We start from the raw sequence: 17,502 nt of genomic DNA on the forward strand, positions 1-17,502 counted from the left end.
GGTTCTTGTATAAGCCGTTCTCCTTCATTCTCTTGTCCTAAATGCACGCTACAAATAGAAAAACAACCTCCCTTCTGGATTCTCAGAAAAACAACGGCAATCCTTTTGATATCGGTCTGTTCGGACGCCAGTAAGAGGGCAGATACTTGGCTTGCTTAGCGCAGAAAAAAACAGCCTTTTTGTGTTATTTTCTAAATTATCACACAACATAAGGCCGCAATGTAGCGGAAAAATCCCCCAACTTACTGTCGGAAAAATCCCTACAAATACTATTCAGTCGACAGTAGGCCATATTTTAGGGCGTAACTTACCAATTCACTCCTTTTAGTTGCTTGCAGTTTCTCACTTAGCCGCACTTTATACGTATCCACTGTTTTAATACTTAGCGATAGTCTCTCCGCTACCTCAGCTAGCGAATATCCGTGTGCAACCAGGCGCAAGACCTCCCGCTCCCTAGGGCTGAGCAGAATGTAAGGAGCTTTTTTATCAATCGCATCCTGTTCTCGGTTTAGTAAAACGTGCAGCAATAGTTTGGAATCTTGCTGGCTGAGATAGATACCACCTGCTTGCACAGCCTCAATTGCTTTGAACAAATCAGTGTCCGCCGCGCTTTTATGCACGTAAGCAGAGGCGCCTGCTTGCATTGCCCGTTTTATATAATTCTCATCTTCGTGCATCGTTAATACAATCACCTTAGCCTCAGGATAACGGCTTTTGATCTCCTTGAGACATTCAATTCCATCCATAGCAGGCATGGATAAGTCAAGCAACAAAATATCCGGTTGAAGCTGCTCAAACAGTTGTATGGTCTGCTCACCATCCGCCGATTCTCCAACCACTAGCATGTCCGGATTCCGCTGCAGCAGCAGTTTTAGGCCAGAGCGGAGTAGTTTATGGTCATCAGCTAGTAGCACCTTAAGCTTTTGTTTCACGATGACTCTCCTTTCCTCGGGCGGTATTGAGGAATTGCAATGGACAACTCAGCGCCGCCGTAGAGGGATTGTCTAATATCTAACCTGCCTTGAAGAAGCTCTACCCGTTCACGCATTCCATATAGTCCAAGCCGATTTTCTTTCTGCGCCCGAATTAGATCAGAATCAGAAATTCCCCTGCCATTGTCAGCTATAGTGACCATAATCTGATCTGGCAGAAAGGTTATGTTTATTGACACAGTGGTTGCGCCGGAGTGCTTAACAACATTGTTTAAGCTCTCCTGGACAATTCGGTAAAGGGCCACGGCAATTTGGCCATCAACAGAAGTTTGCTGGCCTGATGTATTTAGTTCGATGTTTAACCCATGTCGGATCGCAAATTTTTCGCTATACCGTTCTATAGCAGCGACTAAGCCGAGATCATCCAACGCAGGCGGTCTTAACTCAATTGCCAGATCGCGAACCTCTCGCAAAATATTGGCGGCGACGTCACGCCCCAGCAGCAAAGCATCTTTTTGCTCTTGATTCGGTGCATCTTCCGCTAAAACCCGCATTGTCAGCATAAGCGAGGTTAGCGCTTGACTTGTTTCATCGTGCAGCTCACGGGAAATCCTCTTGCGTTCGTCTTCCTGAGCTGTCATCAGCTTAGCAATTAACGTATCACGCATTTGTTCCTTGGCGAGAAGCTCACCAACCAGAACTTCTTTATCAGCGCTAGCCTGTATTAGGCTGGCAGCCATTTCGTTAAAAGCAGTAGCCAGCTTGCCAACCTCGCCTCTTTCACGGATATTAGCTCGAATTACAAGATTTCCCCGTGTTATGGATTCGGCAACTTCCGCTAGATTGCGAATTGGTTTCGTAATTAACGCCGATATCCTGCTGGATAAGAATACAGCCAGTACGCAAATAACGAGGACAGTAAGCAATACGTCTCTTATATGCTGATTTATCGTATTTCGCGTATACTCCTCGGTCATTCCGACCCGAACATAACCAACCGCTCCATTTTCAATGGGAACAACAATATCATGAATAACCCCTTCGTTTGAGTTAAATACCGATATTTCCTGCTGAGTAAGGTCAGGCATATCGTCCAGCAGTCCCTTCGGTATACCGCCGTGAAAGGTATGCGCCAAAAGTCGCTTGTTACTATCGATGATTAGAATATACCTCACATCTTCGCTGCTTGCTGCTGTTTGAGCCGCCAACTCATATAGATTGTACAGATCTTCCATTAATATATAATTTCCGCTGGCCAATGCTACGTGGGTTGCGATCTCGGCGCCGCGTTTTTGGAGCTGTTGCGAAACAATATCATCAAGAGAATCCCAAACAATTAAACCGGTGGCAAAGCTAAGCAATGCAATGATAAATAGTGCCATCGCCACTATCCGGTAATAAATCGACAGCCGTGACATCATCATAACTGCTCTCTCTTTTCTCGCAGCATCCGCCGAATCGGTTCAAACAGCTCTGGCTGAGGCGGCACGAACCGGTCAATCAATAATCCTTGCAGCGCTGGCGTCATTTGCGGGCTTTCATGCATGGTGAGCAGGGCCTTTCGCAAGATTTCCCGCTGTCCCTGACTTACACTTTTACCTGCGACTACTGGGCCAATCCCAGCTGCCGGCGAAACAGCAATAATCTTGACCGCCTCCGCCAGCTCCGGCTGCTTTTGCTTAGCTCGGTCGTATACTAGTCTGGTAACAGGCGCAGCATCAACAACCTTGTTTGCGACTGCGCGAAAGGAATTATCATGACTGTAAGTATAAATATAGCGTCCGAAGAATGTCTCCGGGGTCTGGTTTTTTTGTCGAAGCATATGTACTAAAAATGTATAGCCGGAATAGCTTAAAGGATCTGTAAATGCGACAGTCTTGCCTTTAAGATCGGATATCTTTCTTATCTCGCTATCCTTCGATACAACGATATACCCCTGATAATATGGCTGACCCATCCGCTGTTGACTAGCCAACATCTCAATCTCATCAAAACCACTGTAGTTTGCATATTCTCCGGATGAGAAGAACGCGATGTCCGCGCCTCCATTTAAGAGCAGTAGTGCAATCTCTGCATAACTTTTTCGTTGAATCAGAATCACCGGCCTGTCCACATGCCAACCGAGAAAATTAGCAATGGAGCGGTAATACACTACTGTCTCCTGCGGCAATAACACAGAGGAAATCGCCACCCGCAAAGACTGAGAATCCGCATTGACGGCAGATATGGCCGGCGGCGTTTCAACTTTCTTAAAATCGAGGTACTTGCTCTTACTCAAGAAAGAGCCGCACCCCATTAACCCGCAGATAGCCATCACAATTGTGAGCAAACAAACAAACCGCAAAGCTTTTCGATCCATAATTCGACCGCCCAAAGAAGAGAGTGTGTTTTCCCTTCAATTTTCTATTAATGTTATTCTCCCTGGAAACGGTAATCCCTCTTAATTTTACAGAATTGCCTGCATAATAGACAAGAACGATTCATCGTCTTGACTGACGGTGAATCGTTCTTGTCGTCGGCATTATTTCTGAGTCCCTTTAGCAACATGCCCATTCTTTAGTTTTTCAGCATATGCTTTGCGAAAACTGTCCTTGGCCAGCTCATGCATATGAAGCTGGCGGTTATTTCTGGACTATTGTCTCTTTGAATTGCTTTATTAATTCATAATTTCAGATGCAATTACCTGAAATGCAATTGTTTTGAAACGGCTTTCACATTCTTCTCTCTCAACCATTCACCAATTTCTTTCCCCTTTAATGTCTTGGGGACCACCTCTCCTTTGGGCAAGCCCATTACCGCTTTCAGTGGTCCCAGTTTTGGGATTTTTAATCCTGCTGCTTTGGCAATGATGTCGAACTCCTCAATAGTAAGAGAACCACGCCTTAATTTATTAATGGTATCTACAATCTTCTCAGGAGTGGGAGTTTCCAAGAAGCCTATTATTTGGCTGACAGCAACAGCGGCATCCAGCCAGTCACCAGGCAATGTCATTCTATTACTCCATAAGATTAAACTCTCTTCCCCCAGCACTAAACCAAAGGCTGCAAACCTTAACTTAGAATTTTGTGTAGCTTTTGCCACTGAATCTAGTCCGTCTATTACTCTTCTAAGCTCTCCTTCAGACAAATCTGAGATTTCTTTAAATGTAACCCGCAATAAATTAGTTTTTGCCAGAACCTTGAAAAATCGTCCTGGTTCCTGTGCTTCTGATAAAACCCTTCCCAATTCCGCAACCATACGATCCACAGGCTCATGAGCAAGTTCTTCCGCAGCAGCAATCATAAGAGGCAACGTATCGCGGTCTATGGCAAAACCAAATCTGGCAGATTGCCCTGCAAGTAGTACGGCGCGCATTGGATCATTGGAAAAATGTTGACTAGTCGCTCTGAGTACCTTGGCTTCTATATCCTTTCTTCCATGGAAAGGATCGATAATTTCTCCCGTTAAACTATCAAGGGCGATGGAGTTAACCGTAGTATCACGTCTATAAAGATCTTCTTCAATGGTGATCTTTGGCTTGGTTGATACTTTGATCCCTTTGTAGCCGCTACCTACTTTCCGCTCCGTTCTCGCAAAGGCAACTTCACGCTTTATACCGTCGATCGCCAAGCAAAAAACGGAAAAAGACTTGCCACATTCTTCAGCCTCGGGGAAAAGGATTTTGAAATCTTTCTTAACCATACCAACAATACTAAAATCAATATCCTTCGGTGTTACTCCCATAAAACTGTCGCGGACACAACCACCGACTCTAAAAACACGTCCGCCGTTCTTTGCAATAATTTCGGCGAAGCCTTTCTCTGTTAATACACTAGTACTCATAGTATGTTCTTTTCCCCTCTACTTTTCAGCTCGCCCAGTCTTTTCATGCGCTACTTATTAGAAAAGCCTACTTCTTTTATCGTATGTATCTTTCCTTTTATCTTTGTTACCGAAAGCGCCTCCATGACAATATCTCCTTTGCCCCCAAGAATCTCAACATAGGAGCATGTATCTTGGACATCAATAATACCAATATCGTCTCCACTAATGCCTGGAATGGTAGTAACGGCGCCTAGTATATCTCCTGGTCGCATCTTCGTCTTCTTGCCTGCGTTTATCCTAATTCTAGTAATCTGTCTATTTAATTCTTCGCTTTTATCAATTTTCAATGTACGCTCAATCCCATCACGATTATTAAAAATCAGCTTTCCTTCTTCCACTTCTTCCACCGTCGGAATTCCTTGTTTCGGTATCTTATAATGAACATATTCCTCTATCTCATGCAAAGTCCTATATTCATTTCTTGTTGTAAGTGTAATAGCCGATCCTACATTCCCAGCCCGCCCTGTCCTGCCAATTCTGTGAACATAGCTTTCATTATCCAATGGCATATCATAATTGACCACTAGAGATATATCGTCTATATGGATCCCCCTAGCTGCCACATCAGTCGCAATCAAAAACTGAAATTCTCCCCTCTTAAAATCATGAATGGAGTGCAATCGATCCCTTTGTTCCATTCCTCCATGCAATATTCCACAGGAGTAGCCTTTATGCTTCATCTTTTCAAAGACATTTTCTACCTTGTCTCTTGTATTACAAAACAGAATGCAACTATCTGGTCTTTCACTATATATTATTTTAGTAATTAAATTGAACTTTTCATTTTCTTCTACTTCATAATAAACTTGCCGAATGTTTTCCAAACTAGGACTTTCCGAATCAACTTCTATTTTGATGGGTTCCTTCATGTATTGCTTACAGATTTCCTGAATCTTGTCTGGCATAGTAGCAGAAAATAACATCGTGAGCCTGTTAGCAGGCAAAACCTTTATGATTGCTTCCACCTGTTCGATAAAACCCATATCCAACATTTTGTCTGCTTCATCAATAATCAGATACTGCACTTCTTCCAGATTCATATTTCTTCTGTCAAGATGATCTAAGGTTCTCCCTGGTGTACCGACAACAACATGAACTCTTTGCCTTAATTCTCTTCTTTGTATTTCCATAGGTTGTCTGCCAAAAACAGCGGCACATCTTATTCTTTTAAATCTTCCTATATTGGAAATATCCTGTTTTATTTGTACCGCCAATTCTCTCGTTGGTGTTAGAACCAATACCTGGGGATTTTTTTGCTCAATTTCTATTTTCTCACAAACTGGGATGGCAAAAGCGGCCGTCTTACCACTACCCGTCTGGGATCTCACTATGATATCCTTCTGTGCAAGAACTAAGGGTATCACCTCTTCCTGAACCTTAGTGAGCGTCTCGTACCCCAAGTCCTTTAATGCTTTTGCTATTTCCTTACTAAAAACACACTCTTCAATATTTTGAAAATTCATACTGCTCCAAGCCTCATTTTTTCGTCGAATTACCCTATCTCTAGCCTACTGTAGTTTGTATCTCATTATACATATAATAGCACAAATAAACAGGGGGACAGGGGTTCTGTTTTATTCAAAACACTCCAACTGTGGATTAATACATAGTAATATCGTTTTTAACTGGTGAACTATCCGCGCCCTACAAACCTACAAAAGCAAAAAACCCGCGCAATTCGCGGGTTTACAAATTTTTGGTGGAGGCGATCCGTGACCCTTGCAAATCCACCTATTTTCAAGAGAAAAGGTTCTGCCAGAAACGTCAGAGCCTTTCTGTTACCTATCTGAGCCGGATTACCTCCGTAACCGCATTCATCACGATCCCCATTTTCAGACCTACCTTCTCGATAATCAGCGCCCGCCTGACGTCGGCCCTCGGTGTTACCAGTTCTAGCCGCATCGCTAAGTTGACCATAGGAATAATTTAGCCGCGCAGGCTAATTGGTATTCGCGGCAACCTGCTAAATACCTGCCGACATCTGCTCTACCACGGCATAGGCGCTGCCAAGCCGCAAATACTAAATTTATCATAGAGGTGCGTATCGTTACACTCGTTGTATGTAAACATATGCACATGAGCTAATATCGTTTAATGACAATAAGAACATAGCCGGTACTACCTCTCCTATTCGAACATAGTGCTGCCTGAGCCTAATCAGTAACTAAAATTAAGGAAAGGGGATGCATTCTTATGAACCAAGTGATTGAAAAACAGCATCAAACAAAGTCCCCATACGAAGATATAAGCCCTTTTGAATTTAAAGACAAGCTGATTAGCTTGGCACAAGGGCATAAAAGGGGAACACGTACACTACTAGATGCAGGCAGAGGCAATCCAAATTGGATTTCGACGACACCGCGTGAGGCTTTCTTTGCGCTGGGACAATTTGCAGTGCAGGAAAGCCGCAGAGTATGGGATGAGGGAAATCTAGGCGGACAGCCAAATCTAAACGGGATTGTGCAGCGTTTTAAGGCCTACGTTGACAGTAATACTTCTACTCCTGGGGTAAGACTGCTTGATGACGTTGTTGAGTACGGAATAGGGATTTGCGGATTCGACGCTGAAGAATGGATCTATGAGTTGGTTGACGGGATTATTGGTGATAATTATCCGATGCCGGATCGAATGCTTGTGCATACAGAAAGAGTTGTTCATAACTTCATGATTCAAGAAATGTGCGGCAACGGTTCAACTTGCGGAAGATTTAATTTATTCGCTGTCGAAGGGGCTACCGCTGCCATGTGTTATATCTTTGATTCATTACTTGAAAATTACTTGCTCTCCCGTGGAGATACCATTGCAATTATGGTACCGATATTTGTACCCTATCTCGAAATACCGCATCTGCACCGCTACCAATTTAAAGTTGTCGAGATTCGGGCTGTAGGAACGGATGAGAACGGAAATCACACTTGGCAATATCCGCATTCAGAAATAGAAAAGCTTGCCGATCCATCGATTAAAGCCCTATTCTTAGTAAATCCGAGTAACCCACCCTCAGTCGCAATTCAACCTGAATCGATTCAACAACTGATACACATCGTGAAACAACATAACCCGAGCTTAATGATTATTTCCGACGATGTCTATGGAACTTTCGTTGACAATTATCGTTCTCTGATGGCCGACTTACCGTTTAACACCATAGGTGTGTACTCCTTTTCAAAATACTTTGGCGTAACCGGGTGGCGGTTAGGCGTTATTGCAATTCATGAAGACAATGTATTCGATAAATTGTTAAAACAATTGCCAAGTGAGAATAAAGAAATTTTGAAACTGAGATATGCGTCAATTTCACCGCACCCCGAAACAATCCCCTTTATAGACCGGATGGTGGCGGACAGCCGTCAAGTAGCCTTGAATCATACCGCAGGGCTATCGACACCTCAGCAGATACAAATGGCTCTATTTTCGGGCTTTGCTTTGTTGAATAAAGAAAGTACGTATAAGCAATTAACAAAAAGTATTTGCCAGCGACGTATGAAGCTTCTATATGACGGTCTAAGATTGCCGCCTCCCAACCTTCCGTATGACGCAGATTACTATACGGAGTTTGATTTGGAGGAATGGGCAAATCTTTACTACGGCAGCCCGTTTACGGATTTTCTAAAGAGGAACTATGAACCTCTCGATATCCTATTTCATTTAGCAGAAAACTCATCCATCGTACTGCTGAGTGGCCGTGGCTTTCATGGTCCGAAGTGGTCCATCCGAGTATCGCTGGCTAACCTCGATGACGATGCATATGCTCACATCGGCGGAGAATTAGCCAAAATATTGGAACAATATGTTGCCGAATGGAGGAATTCATAAAAGAAATCCACAATTAATCAGAAGGTATCAACCCGTATCGCAAGCACTTGTTTCCTTCTAGTTATCCAATCTTGGGTTCTGTTGGCAATCTGTTAGAAATCTATGCTATAATTGATTTTGGTGATAAATTTGTTAAAGAAAACGATATGTATATTGCTGATCCTGCTGTTCACACTACCGGTTATAGCATCGCCGACACTGGAGGAATCCTCTGGGGCTTTACTGCAGACAATATGGAAAACACAGACGATTGACGGGTTGAACGGCGGTATATGGGTTATCCCCGAAGATGCAATTAATCAATATTTTGCTGCCCACGCCAATTCGAACAAGGCGAAAAATCCGACCTTAAAACTATTGGGCGATAATAAAATGGTTGTCACATTCGATAGTAGTCTGGGACGTGTTGGGCTTACCTGCGAAATCAAGCAGTTCGTTCATAATCAGGCCGAATCCTATGCGGAAGTTTACATCCGAAAAAAGGAAGTTGCCAATAAGCCGATCCTAACCTGGATGCTCAAATTTATCAGTATCGGTGCAATAGCGGACTTATATGGCAATCCCTTAAAGGATGTAAAACAGTTCGACGCACGCTTCGATGGCAACACACTAAAGGTGAATTTCCGCCCGCTCGTTGAGAAGTCACTACTAAGTAGTAATATCGGGAACAAGGTTGAGATTAGTAGAATCACCACTCGGGAAGGTGCCTTAGAGTTACACACAAATATGAAAGCCACTGACCTACTAGGTATAATTATGGGAATTTAATCACTAACAAGATAAAATCACCGGCCGCGATGCCGGTGATTTATCTATTTCTTTGACAGGAATTTTTCATAAATCTAGACATTATAAAGAAAAGCTGACACTAATTTATAGCGCCAGCTTGGTTGACATTTAAGCCCGATTTCCAAAATTCGATCCTAAACAGAACGTCCTACGTTAATCGGTCTGTTGGGCCTTTTTACGTCAATGTTTAGTTTTTGAAGGTAATTGTTTCCGGTTTATCTGTGTTCCAGTGAAGAGATGTAGTGCTGGGTTTTGTTTCAGCAATAACCCGGCCCTGACGCAGTGAGTAACGTACCGGTACTTGGCGGCGAAGTGCATCGTAACTGTTGTCAGCTGGCAGGATGATCAAATTAGCGGGGTTCCCTTCAGTAATTCCATACCGATCACTGATGTTAAGGGTGCGGGCGCTATTGACTGTTATTAAGTCTAATGCCTGGTTAAGCTGACTGTAACCCATTAGCTGGCAGACATGAAGTCCCATGTGGAGTACCTGGAGCATATTGCCTGTACCCAGCGGGTACCAAGGGTCAAGAATATCATCATGCCCAAAGCAGACATTGATGCCAGCTTCCCATAATTCTTTAACGCGAGTGATGCCGCGGCGCTTAGGGTAAGTATCAAACCTGCCCTGCAGATGAATATTGACAAGCGGGTTGGCAACAAAGTTGATGCCAGATAACTTTAGCAAATTAAACAGCTTGAAAGTATAAGCATTGTTGTAGGAATGCATGGCTGTAGTGTGGCTTGCTGTTACCCTATCGCCCATCCCCTGGCGATAGGCTTCTGCTGCAACTACTTCGATAAAGCGAGACTGCTCATCATCAATTTCATCACAATGGATGTCTATCAGCCGATCATATTTGGCAGCAAGTTCAAATACTGTGTGGACCGAGGCGACCCCGTATTCGCGGGTAAATTCATAATGCGGAATACCCCCGACAACATCGGCCCCAAGACGCAAAGCTTCTTCTAGCAGTTCTATTCCTTGAGGGTAAGACTGTACACCTTCTTGGGGGAAGGCGACTAGCTGCAGCTCAATCCACGGCGCAATTTGGGCTTTTACTTCAAGCAGTGTTTTGAGTGCAGTTAAGGAAGGGTCGGTAATGTCGACATGGGTTCGTACATATTGAATACCTTGAGCGGCTTGCCATTTAAGAGTTGTTATCGCCCGTTCTTTAACATCTTGCTGCGATAACAACTGTTTTCTTTCCGCCCACCGTTCAATGCCCTCAAACAGAGTACCGCTCTCATTCCAGCGCGGCTGTCCTGCCGTCAGCGTTGTGTCCAGATGAACATGCGGTTCAATGAACGGCGGGATCACTAAGCCGCCTTCTGCGTCCAGCACATTGTCAGAGGCAGACTGTTCGTTCGTATTGGGGGAGATAGAAAGAATATTACCGTTTTTAATTTGAATCTGCCACAATCCTTGCCGATCATGAAGGCGAACCTTTTTAATTAGCATTTGCATCCTCCTTAGCTGCCCTGCCAACATGGGCGGCAGCCTGCAGTTTAGAAGCAACATAATAAATTATTCCAGTCAGTACAATCACAGGATAGGTAGCACCTATACTATTAGCAAAGAGCGGCTGTTTGTGCAGTAACAGAAAGGTAATTACACCGATAACCCAGACGGTGAGCGCCAGTTTATTTAAGCCATTGCTGTACCAGTATTTCCCGCGGCATTCAGCTAAAGCAGCCGGGTCATAATTCCCTTTACGGATGAAATAATAGTCAACAATTAAAATAGCGAAGATTGGACCAAAGACCATACCGATATAATCCAGGAAGAGGATAAAAGAATGGAGGAAGCTGGAAAGATACAGGGGTACGACAGTGAGAGCAGCCGCAACAACCGTTACCAGCCAGAGCGAGATAATGGGGGAAATCTTGTTCGTTATATTAGTAAGCGATATGCCGGCAGCCATAAGGTTTACAGCATTAGCTGTGGTGCTAGTGATAATGATGACGAGGAGAGCTACGCTGCCTAATCCTAATTTACTAACAATGGTACTGGGGTCAGAGTAATTGGGATCATAGACTCCAGTGGTTATTGCCATACCAATGGTGGCAATGATGCCGACAAAGGCAAACCAGAATAAGGCCAAGTTTGCACCAATCATAGGCGCAATGGTCGCCGTGGCTTTTGTTTTACCATAACGAGTAAATTCTGCGATTGCCGGTACCCAGCCGAGACTAAATGCGGCCATAACATCCATAGCCGAACCAAAAGGCATGCGCTTGTCTGCTGGCGGCTGCCAGTTCATAATAGCTTCCAGCGATACATTCTGGAGTACGACAATTGTTTCCCATACGCCAAGAAACAATACTAGGAATACGCCAATCCGTTCCACCATTTTCACCGAACGATGACCGGTAGCAATCGAGAGAAGATGCAGTATGCTCATGAATGCGATGCCGATGAGCATAGTCGTATTGCCGCCCGGTTCACCAAAGGCCGGCATGCCCAGCCATTCCTTACAGATAAAACTGACCGAGATGGCAGCAATAAAGGTGTTCACAGCTGTCCAGCCAATAAACTGGGTCGTGTTTAACAATGAGGGCAGATAACTGCCGCGAACACCGAAAGATGCTCGGGTGAGAGCCATTGTTGAAGTGCCGACCTTAAATCCCATAAAACCAATAAGAGCCATAATAATATAAGCGATTGGATTAGCAATCATTGTTACGCAGATCGATCCGGCAAACGCAGTACCGGCTACGACGCCGCCAACATACCAAGAGCCATTGTTGGCGTTAGCGCCAATCCAGGTGGCAACCATATCCCAAAAAGATAGTGTTCGTGCACTTGCGGGTACGCTTTCGACTGCGCCAAATTCCCGCGGAGCAAAATTTTGTTCGTTGTTTTTATCCATACAGAACCCCTCCTCAGTGATATTTTGTTCCGATACCCAAACAAAAAGGCTTCTTGCCAGAAACACTGACAAGAAGCATGTAGATCAACTGGCAACAGCATAAAAAATATGTCTGAGTGCCACCTTATGTCGTCTACCTTGTCAGCCTCGCAGGACTGCTTTTAAAGGTACCAGTACGCTAAAATTATTTAAGCACACATTAGAGATCGATGTCAATGAAAATTTTGGCTCCAAGGGTACATCAAATGTAAACTAAGTTTTTCAAGAAGAGGAATAACCAATTTGTATGAATCATTATACTATCCGACTAGCAGCGAATCTTTGAGAGATTTTAATGACGATAGGGACGTTCCCAATTTGTTTTTTGTTCCTAATCTTAATGGTTTAATAAGTCAAAGGTCTACTCACCCCTGGCATAGATATCATTTTCAACATGAGTAATTCTTTTCCAACATTATTCATCTCACCAATCATTCCGATTTTCTCCAAGCTTTTTCCTTTCACATTGGAACGGGGCGCACTAAACAAAGCACTATTTGTCAGTAGAATAACAAATAGTGCTTTTGTTTATAATTAATTGAATTTATTCCCGATTGACTTCAATTATCCTGATTGTAAGTTGCTGTATCGATCTCATTCATTATTTTACTAGTAGCAACGCCGGCAATCATGGCCCCGCTTACGTTCAGCGCAGTTCTTCCCATATCAATTAACGGTTCAATAGCTATCAGCAAACCGACGATCCCCACTGGCAAACCCATCGTAGAAAGCACGATCAGCGCTGCAAAGGTAGCGCCGCCGCCCACACCGGCAATCCCAAAAGAACCAATAGCGACAACAATCACCAGCTTAAACAAGAAAGCAAGATCAAGAGGGTTAATTCCCACTGTAGGAGCAACCATCACTGCCAGCATAGCTGGGTATATGCCCGCACAGCCATTCTGTCCAATGCTTACTCCGAAAGAAGCTGATAAATTTGCATAACCGGAAGGAACCCCCAGCTTATTGATCAGTGCTTCGATAGTCAGCGGAAGTGTCCCCGCACTCGTCCGGGATGTAAAGGCAAAAACCAGTACAGGTATGACCTTTTTAACGTAAGTAATGGGATTGAATCCCATCAAAAAGAGTATTATCAAATGTACTAAAAACATAATGATAAGCGCTACATAAGAAGCAATTACAAATTGAATTAATTTGTAAATATCGCCATAATTACTTGTAGACACAAATTTAGTCATCAATGCCAACACTCCATAGGGTGTCAATAACAATACAAAATCCACAAGCTTCATCACGATATCATTCGCTGTCTGAACTGCATTCATGAAAAATTCCGCCGACTGAGGTTTCGTTCTCTTAATGCCCAACACGGCAAGACCAAGCAGAGTTGAGAAGAAAACTACTGATAATGTATCTGCACTGCCTTGACCTGTCATAGCATAAAAAGGATTGGTCGGAATGATTTCTATCAACTGCTGCTGCACAGGTTTGGTCTTAAATGAAGTCAATTTTCCTTCGACTCTTTTCGTAGCACCCAACTCAGCCTCGCCTACCTGCAACCCATCTGCCGTCAAATGAAAGGCTAAAGACGACCCTGCTCCTATTACACCCGCAATAGCAGTGGTAAATAACAGTATGCCGATGATCAGCCCTCCAACTCTGCTAAGGATTCTTATATCCTTCAGATTCGTGATAGCTGATGTGATTGAAACAACAATCAAAGGCATCACGATCATCTTAAGCAGCCGTACATAACCAGATCCGATTACATCAAACCAACTATTTGATTGTTTGATAACGTCTGGTGAACCACCAAAAATACTCTGCAATACACCGCCAAATATAACACCAAGAATAAGTCCTGTCATGACTCGTATCCCAAAACTCACATGCTTGCACTGCATACGATATAAAATATACACCATTCCAAGTATTGCTACGATATTGATACTTACTGCTAAATAGTTATTCATATTTCCCAACCTTCCGTAATTAATTCATTCTTGCGATTAAATTAGATTTCGCAATGACTTTTTTTAAATACTATTGTTGATACGTGTCTTTCATGCATAGATAACAGCAATTTGCTCTTTTCCCCTTAGATTATCTACCTTCCTCGTCTAAATAAAAATAAAAGGCCAAGGAAACCGCTTAAGCGATTTTCCTTGGCCTTCAGTTTACTGATCAGCCAATAAATATTTTACTTACGTAGTATAACATAATCTTTTATCTATGCCAATATCTTGGCGGTACTTTTTGAACGCAATCAAGTAAGCTCCTGCGAGGACAGAAGGAACGTTCCTAATTTGTCAATATTTCGCTAATATATCTCGTGATATTTCCGTTGCTCATTCAATTTGACGTGACGATAACCCTTCTTCTCTTAACTTCCGAATTACAGCATTATGTTCTGTCTTTGACCATGATGCTATTTCATATGTTATCTTCCGTTATTGACAAAAAAGTAACGTCCCCATTTGTCATTTATAGCCGAGCAGAAATATTTTCAATGTATCTGCATTATTACTTCTCCTATTTCCCACAAAACAACAAAGTCCTGCCAGGTCTCCGAAGCCTAACAGGACTTTGCCGCAAGCTACGATCCACTCATCCTTACACTATGACCGATAATTATTCGCCATTATAGATGATACGGTTCTCCTCGGCTTATCTTAAACTGTGGTTAAAAAAACAGCTATTTGCCTATTATTAGGCAAATAGCTGTTTCCTATTTCTATAAAAAATCCAGATTTGTATGGTGGAGGCGATCCGTGACCCTGTAAATCCACCTTTATAAAAGGAAACAGCAGAACCATCACCTTGTATCCTTCTATCGTTGCTAGAAAACTAACTAGATAGATATTCATATACAGCAGTCAACGCTACATTGCGTATCCTTCTCGCCCGCTTAACACCCACAAGATAAGCTTCAAGGAGCTTGGATTCAGGTGCCCTAAGTATATCTCCAACTGTAGATAATCCTAATGAAAGTATCTTTTCTCTTTGCCACAATGTAAGATCCAACACATCAATTGGTTTTTCAAGTTCCGCTAAAAGAACATCAGACAAATCTGGTTCATTAAACTTTGGCATTTCTGCTAAAAGTGGTTCATAAGCTTTATGATTCTCCCCATATTCTGTCATCTTCTTTATTGAAAGTGACGACGCAATGATAAATGCTATAGAAGTTGGCGTAGCTTCTAACGCCATAAGTGTACCAAGGTTAACAAGGTATCTTGTTCCTATTTGAGATCTTGTTGCCTTAATTCCGGATGCGTGCTCTGTTACTACCCCTGTATACTCCAATAAACGTAGCGCCTCTTTAACTGGTTGTGGAGCATCTCTATGAATCCAAAAATAACATGATGTCTTCTTATCATCTGACAGGTTATTAACATTCTTTTGTTGAATATCCGGGAGTACTTCACCCTCGATAAATTTCCTGCCCCAGTCTATCATTGCGCGGTGCCCAACAAATTTTTCAGCTAATTTCGAGTGTTCTGACCAAATATCCGTCCTATAGTATTCTCTTATTACTTTATTTACAGAATCGCTATCAAGTTTCGGGGCAAGAATTAATGTTTTTAATAAATGACGCGGATTACCACTAGCTGCATAGGCAAGAATCGCAAAATTTTCTCCCCTACGTGAAAGAGCAGTCAATAAAGCACTGTCCTCTGCCTGTTTCCTAACTATCTCTCTCATATTGTATATATACTTTTCATCAAGAACATCTCTATGTAGATTTAATACCGTTGCGTCATGGATAGGCTGGAACGTATCACCGTAGACAGTTACACCTGGATAAACAGCCGCTTTGCATGAAATATAAGGGCTGCGAATATCTCTGAATAAAGTAAAGAACTGTCTCTGTTGTTCTGGCATGAATACATGTGCAGCTTCATCAATAAAAACTATAATACGATTTATATCTAAATCAGCACAGATATCTTCCACGGCGTCCAGAAATTTATCAGTTGACGGCAATCCCTCTATATCAATAATTGAACCCGGATTCTTCCACGAATCTTCAAACGCTTGGGCAATTAGTTCTATTTTAGTTTGAATAAATCCCGTTGAGATAGGCCCAGCAGCCAAGATATTCAAACTATTGGGGGTAATAGTTAGCTTTCCACTTTTTGAGAGCGATCTAATTAGCTCGTCACAAATCCTAGAAAGCATCCAATGATGAAACTGTTGTGGATTATTAGTATGAATTAATGAACTACCTCGAAAAGTCACGTATATCGGCAAAATTTTGTCTTTGGCAAACGAACTCTGTAATTCATTTTGTGCAACTCTGAATAAAAATGACTTTCCTACCCCGCGACTTCCAACAAGAATCACCGGGGTTCTCGATTTAAGCTGGTCTATAATCTGACGATCTTGATTCGATTCAACAAAGTAATCCGCCACTTCTTCCACTTTTATTTCTTCGGTTCTATAGAAAAAATCTGCCACCTATAACACCCTCTCTTTACGTTTAAAAACTTTCCCGAATTCCGCTTATATGCCCAACATGTTCCATAATGTTTGATTCTAGACGTCTTTTAGATTCAGCATCTAAAAAATTTAGATATCTAGCACATAATGAGAAAACTACTAGCATTTTTGAAGTTCCTACTTTTTCATGAAAGTCTCGAAACAGGACTTCATTAAATTCGAAAGTTAAAGGTAATATTTTATGTGTACTGTAATTGCCATGAGTATACTCCGAGCATTCTCTGTAAATCTGTTTAGCTATCTGTCCAAAAAAAGAAGCTTCATCCATAAGGAGCGGAGAAAAAGCCTTAAAATAATTTCTTGAGAAAATCCCATTGTCTTGGTCTGTAATACTACTCCAGTATATATCCTGCTGTCCTATCATCCATAGTCTTAAGTCCATTTCTCTAAAAGAAAAGTATAATGCCGCAGACGAATGTTCAATGAAAAATCTTAATGAATTAAAAGCTTGGCGATATAAGCCTTGTGAAGCAAAAATCAGGCTATATTGATACTCGCGAAACGCCATTTTAAAAAGTTCTAGTTCTGGTCGACTCTTTAGAATTTCAATCCATTCATTCAAATCATTAATAAACGCATGGTTTTCAGCAAAAAGTACCTGGTTCTCTTCGCTAAAAGATCTATTAATGATATCTTTACACAAGGTATTTATACTCAAATAATATTCATGACATGTAGCCATTTGAGAACCTCCACCAACATCTAAATGTACTTGTGTAAAATAT

The 17,502-nt window shown here is 42.3% G+C and carries 12 protein-coding genes; 2 read left to right on the top strand and 10 right to left on the bottom strand.

Features of this window, described 5'->3' with window-relative positions:
• Positions 1–269: 269 nt before the first annotated feature.
• The 5 genes from AXX12_RS14565 to AXX12_RS14585 form a co-directional block, all read right to left on the bottom strand.
• On the bottom strand, positions 270–932 hold the full coding sequence (locus tag AXX12_RS14565) for a response regulator (protein ID WP_066244255.1): 663 nt from the start codon (positions 930–932) through the stop codon (positions 270–272).
• Positions 929–2,356 carry a HAMP domain-containing sensor histidine kinase gene (locus AXX12_RS14570; protein WP_082816898.1) on the bottom strand — a complete coding sequence of 476 codons (1,428 nt, stop codon included), beginning with the start codon at positions 2,354–2,356 and terminating at the stop codon, positions 929–931. The genes AXX12_RS14565 and AXX12_RS14570 overlap by 4 nt, the downstream gene beginning before the upstream one ends.
• Complete coding sequence (locus AXX12_RS14575) at positions 2,353–3,291, bottom strand: substrate-binding domain-containing protein (protein ID WP_197470735.1); 939 nt, start codon at positions 3,289–3,291, stop codon at positions 2,353–2,355. Before AXX12_RS14575 ends, AXX12_RS14570 begins: the two co-directional genes overlap by 4 nt.
• A gap of 320 nt (positions 3,292–3,611) precedes the next feature.
• The gene (locus AXX12_RS14580; RefSeq protein WP_066244257.1) at positions 3,612–4,754 is read right to left on the bottom strand and encodes a tRNA nucleotidyltransferase/poly(A) polymerase family protein; all 1,143 of its coding nucleotides are present in this window, start codon (positions 4,752–4,754) and stop codon (positions 3,612–3,614) included.
• A gap of 50 nt (positions 4,755–4,804) precedes the next feature.
• A complete protein-coding gene (locus AXX12_RS14585) occupies positions 4,805–6,259 on the bottom strand; it encodes a DEAD/DEAH box helicase (protein WP_066244258.1) in 1,455 nt (484 codons plus the stop codon).
• Between the two features lie 730 nt (positions 6,260–6,989).
• Here AXX12_RS14585 and aspD point away from each other — a divergent pair.
• Positions 6,990–8,612, top strand: a complete 1,623-nt coding sequence (gene aspD, locus AXX12_RS14590) for an aspartate 4-decarboxylase (protein ID WP_066244259.1) — start codon at positions 6,990–6,992, stop codon at positions 8,610–8,612.
• Between the two features lie 129 nt (positions 8,613–8,741).
• Positions 8,742–9,380, top strand: a complete 639-nt coding sequence (locus AXX12_RS14600; RefSeq protein WP_156478679.1) for a hypothetical protein — start codon at positions 8,742–8,744, stop codon at positions 9,378–9,380.
• 208 nt (positions 9,381–9,588) lie between these two features.
• Here the strand turns inward: AXX12_RS14600 and AXX12_RS14605 are convergent, their stop codons facing one another.
• The 5 genes from AXX12_RS14605 to AXX12_RS14625 all read right to left on the bottom strand — a co-directional run bounded on the left by AXX12_RS14605 (position 9,589) and on the right by AXX12_RS14625 (position 17,459).
• A complete protein-coding gene (locus AXX12_RS14605) occupies positions 9,589–10,869 on the bottom strand; it encodes a cytosine deaminase (protein ID WP_197470736.1) in 1,281 nt (426 codons plus the stop codon).
• Complete coding sequence (locus AXX12_RS14610) at positions 10,853–12,274, bottom strand: cytosine permease (protein WP_066244273.1); 1,422 nt, start codon at positions 12,272–12,274, stop codon at positions 10,853–10,855. The genes AXX12_RS14605 and AXX12_RS14610 overlap by 17 nt, the downstream gene beginning before the upstream one ends.
• A gap of 599 nt (positions 12,275–12,873) precedes the next feature.
• Complete coding sequence (locus AXX12_RS14615; RefSeq protein WP_066244276.1) at positions 12,874–14,247, bottom strand: L-cystine transporter; 1,374 nt, start codon at positions 14,245–14,247, stop codon at positions 12,874–12,876.
• An 874-nt stretch (positions 14,248–15,121) separates the two neighbouring features.
• Positions 15,122–16,735 (bottom strand): ORC-CDC6 family AAA ATPase, encoded by a 1,614-nt coding sequence (locus tag AXX12_RS14620; protein WP_066244278.1) that lies wholly within the window; start codon positions 16,733–16,735, stop codon positions 15,122–15,124.
• A gap of 22 nt (positions 16,736–16,757) precedes the next feature.
• Positions 16,758–17,459, bottom strand: a complete 702-nt coding sequence (locus tag AXX12_RS14625; protein WP_066244280.1) for a hypothetical protein — start codon at positions 17,457–17,459, stop codon at positions 16,758–16,760.
• Positions 17,460–17,502: the final 43 nt, after the last annotated feature.

It is taken from the genome of Anaerosporomusa subterranea, from assembly GCF_001611555.1.
Taxonomy (GTDB): domain Bacteria; phylum Bacillota; class Negativicutes; order Sporomusales; family Acetonemataceae; genus Anaerosporomusa; species Anaerosporomusa subterranea.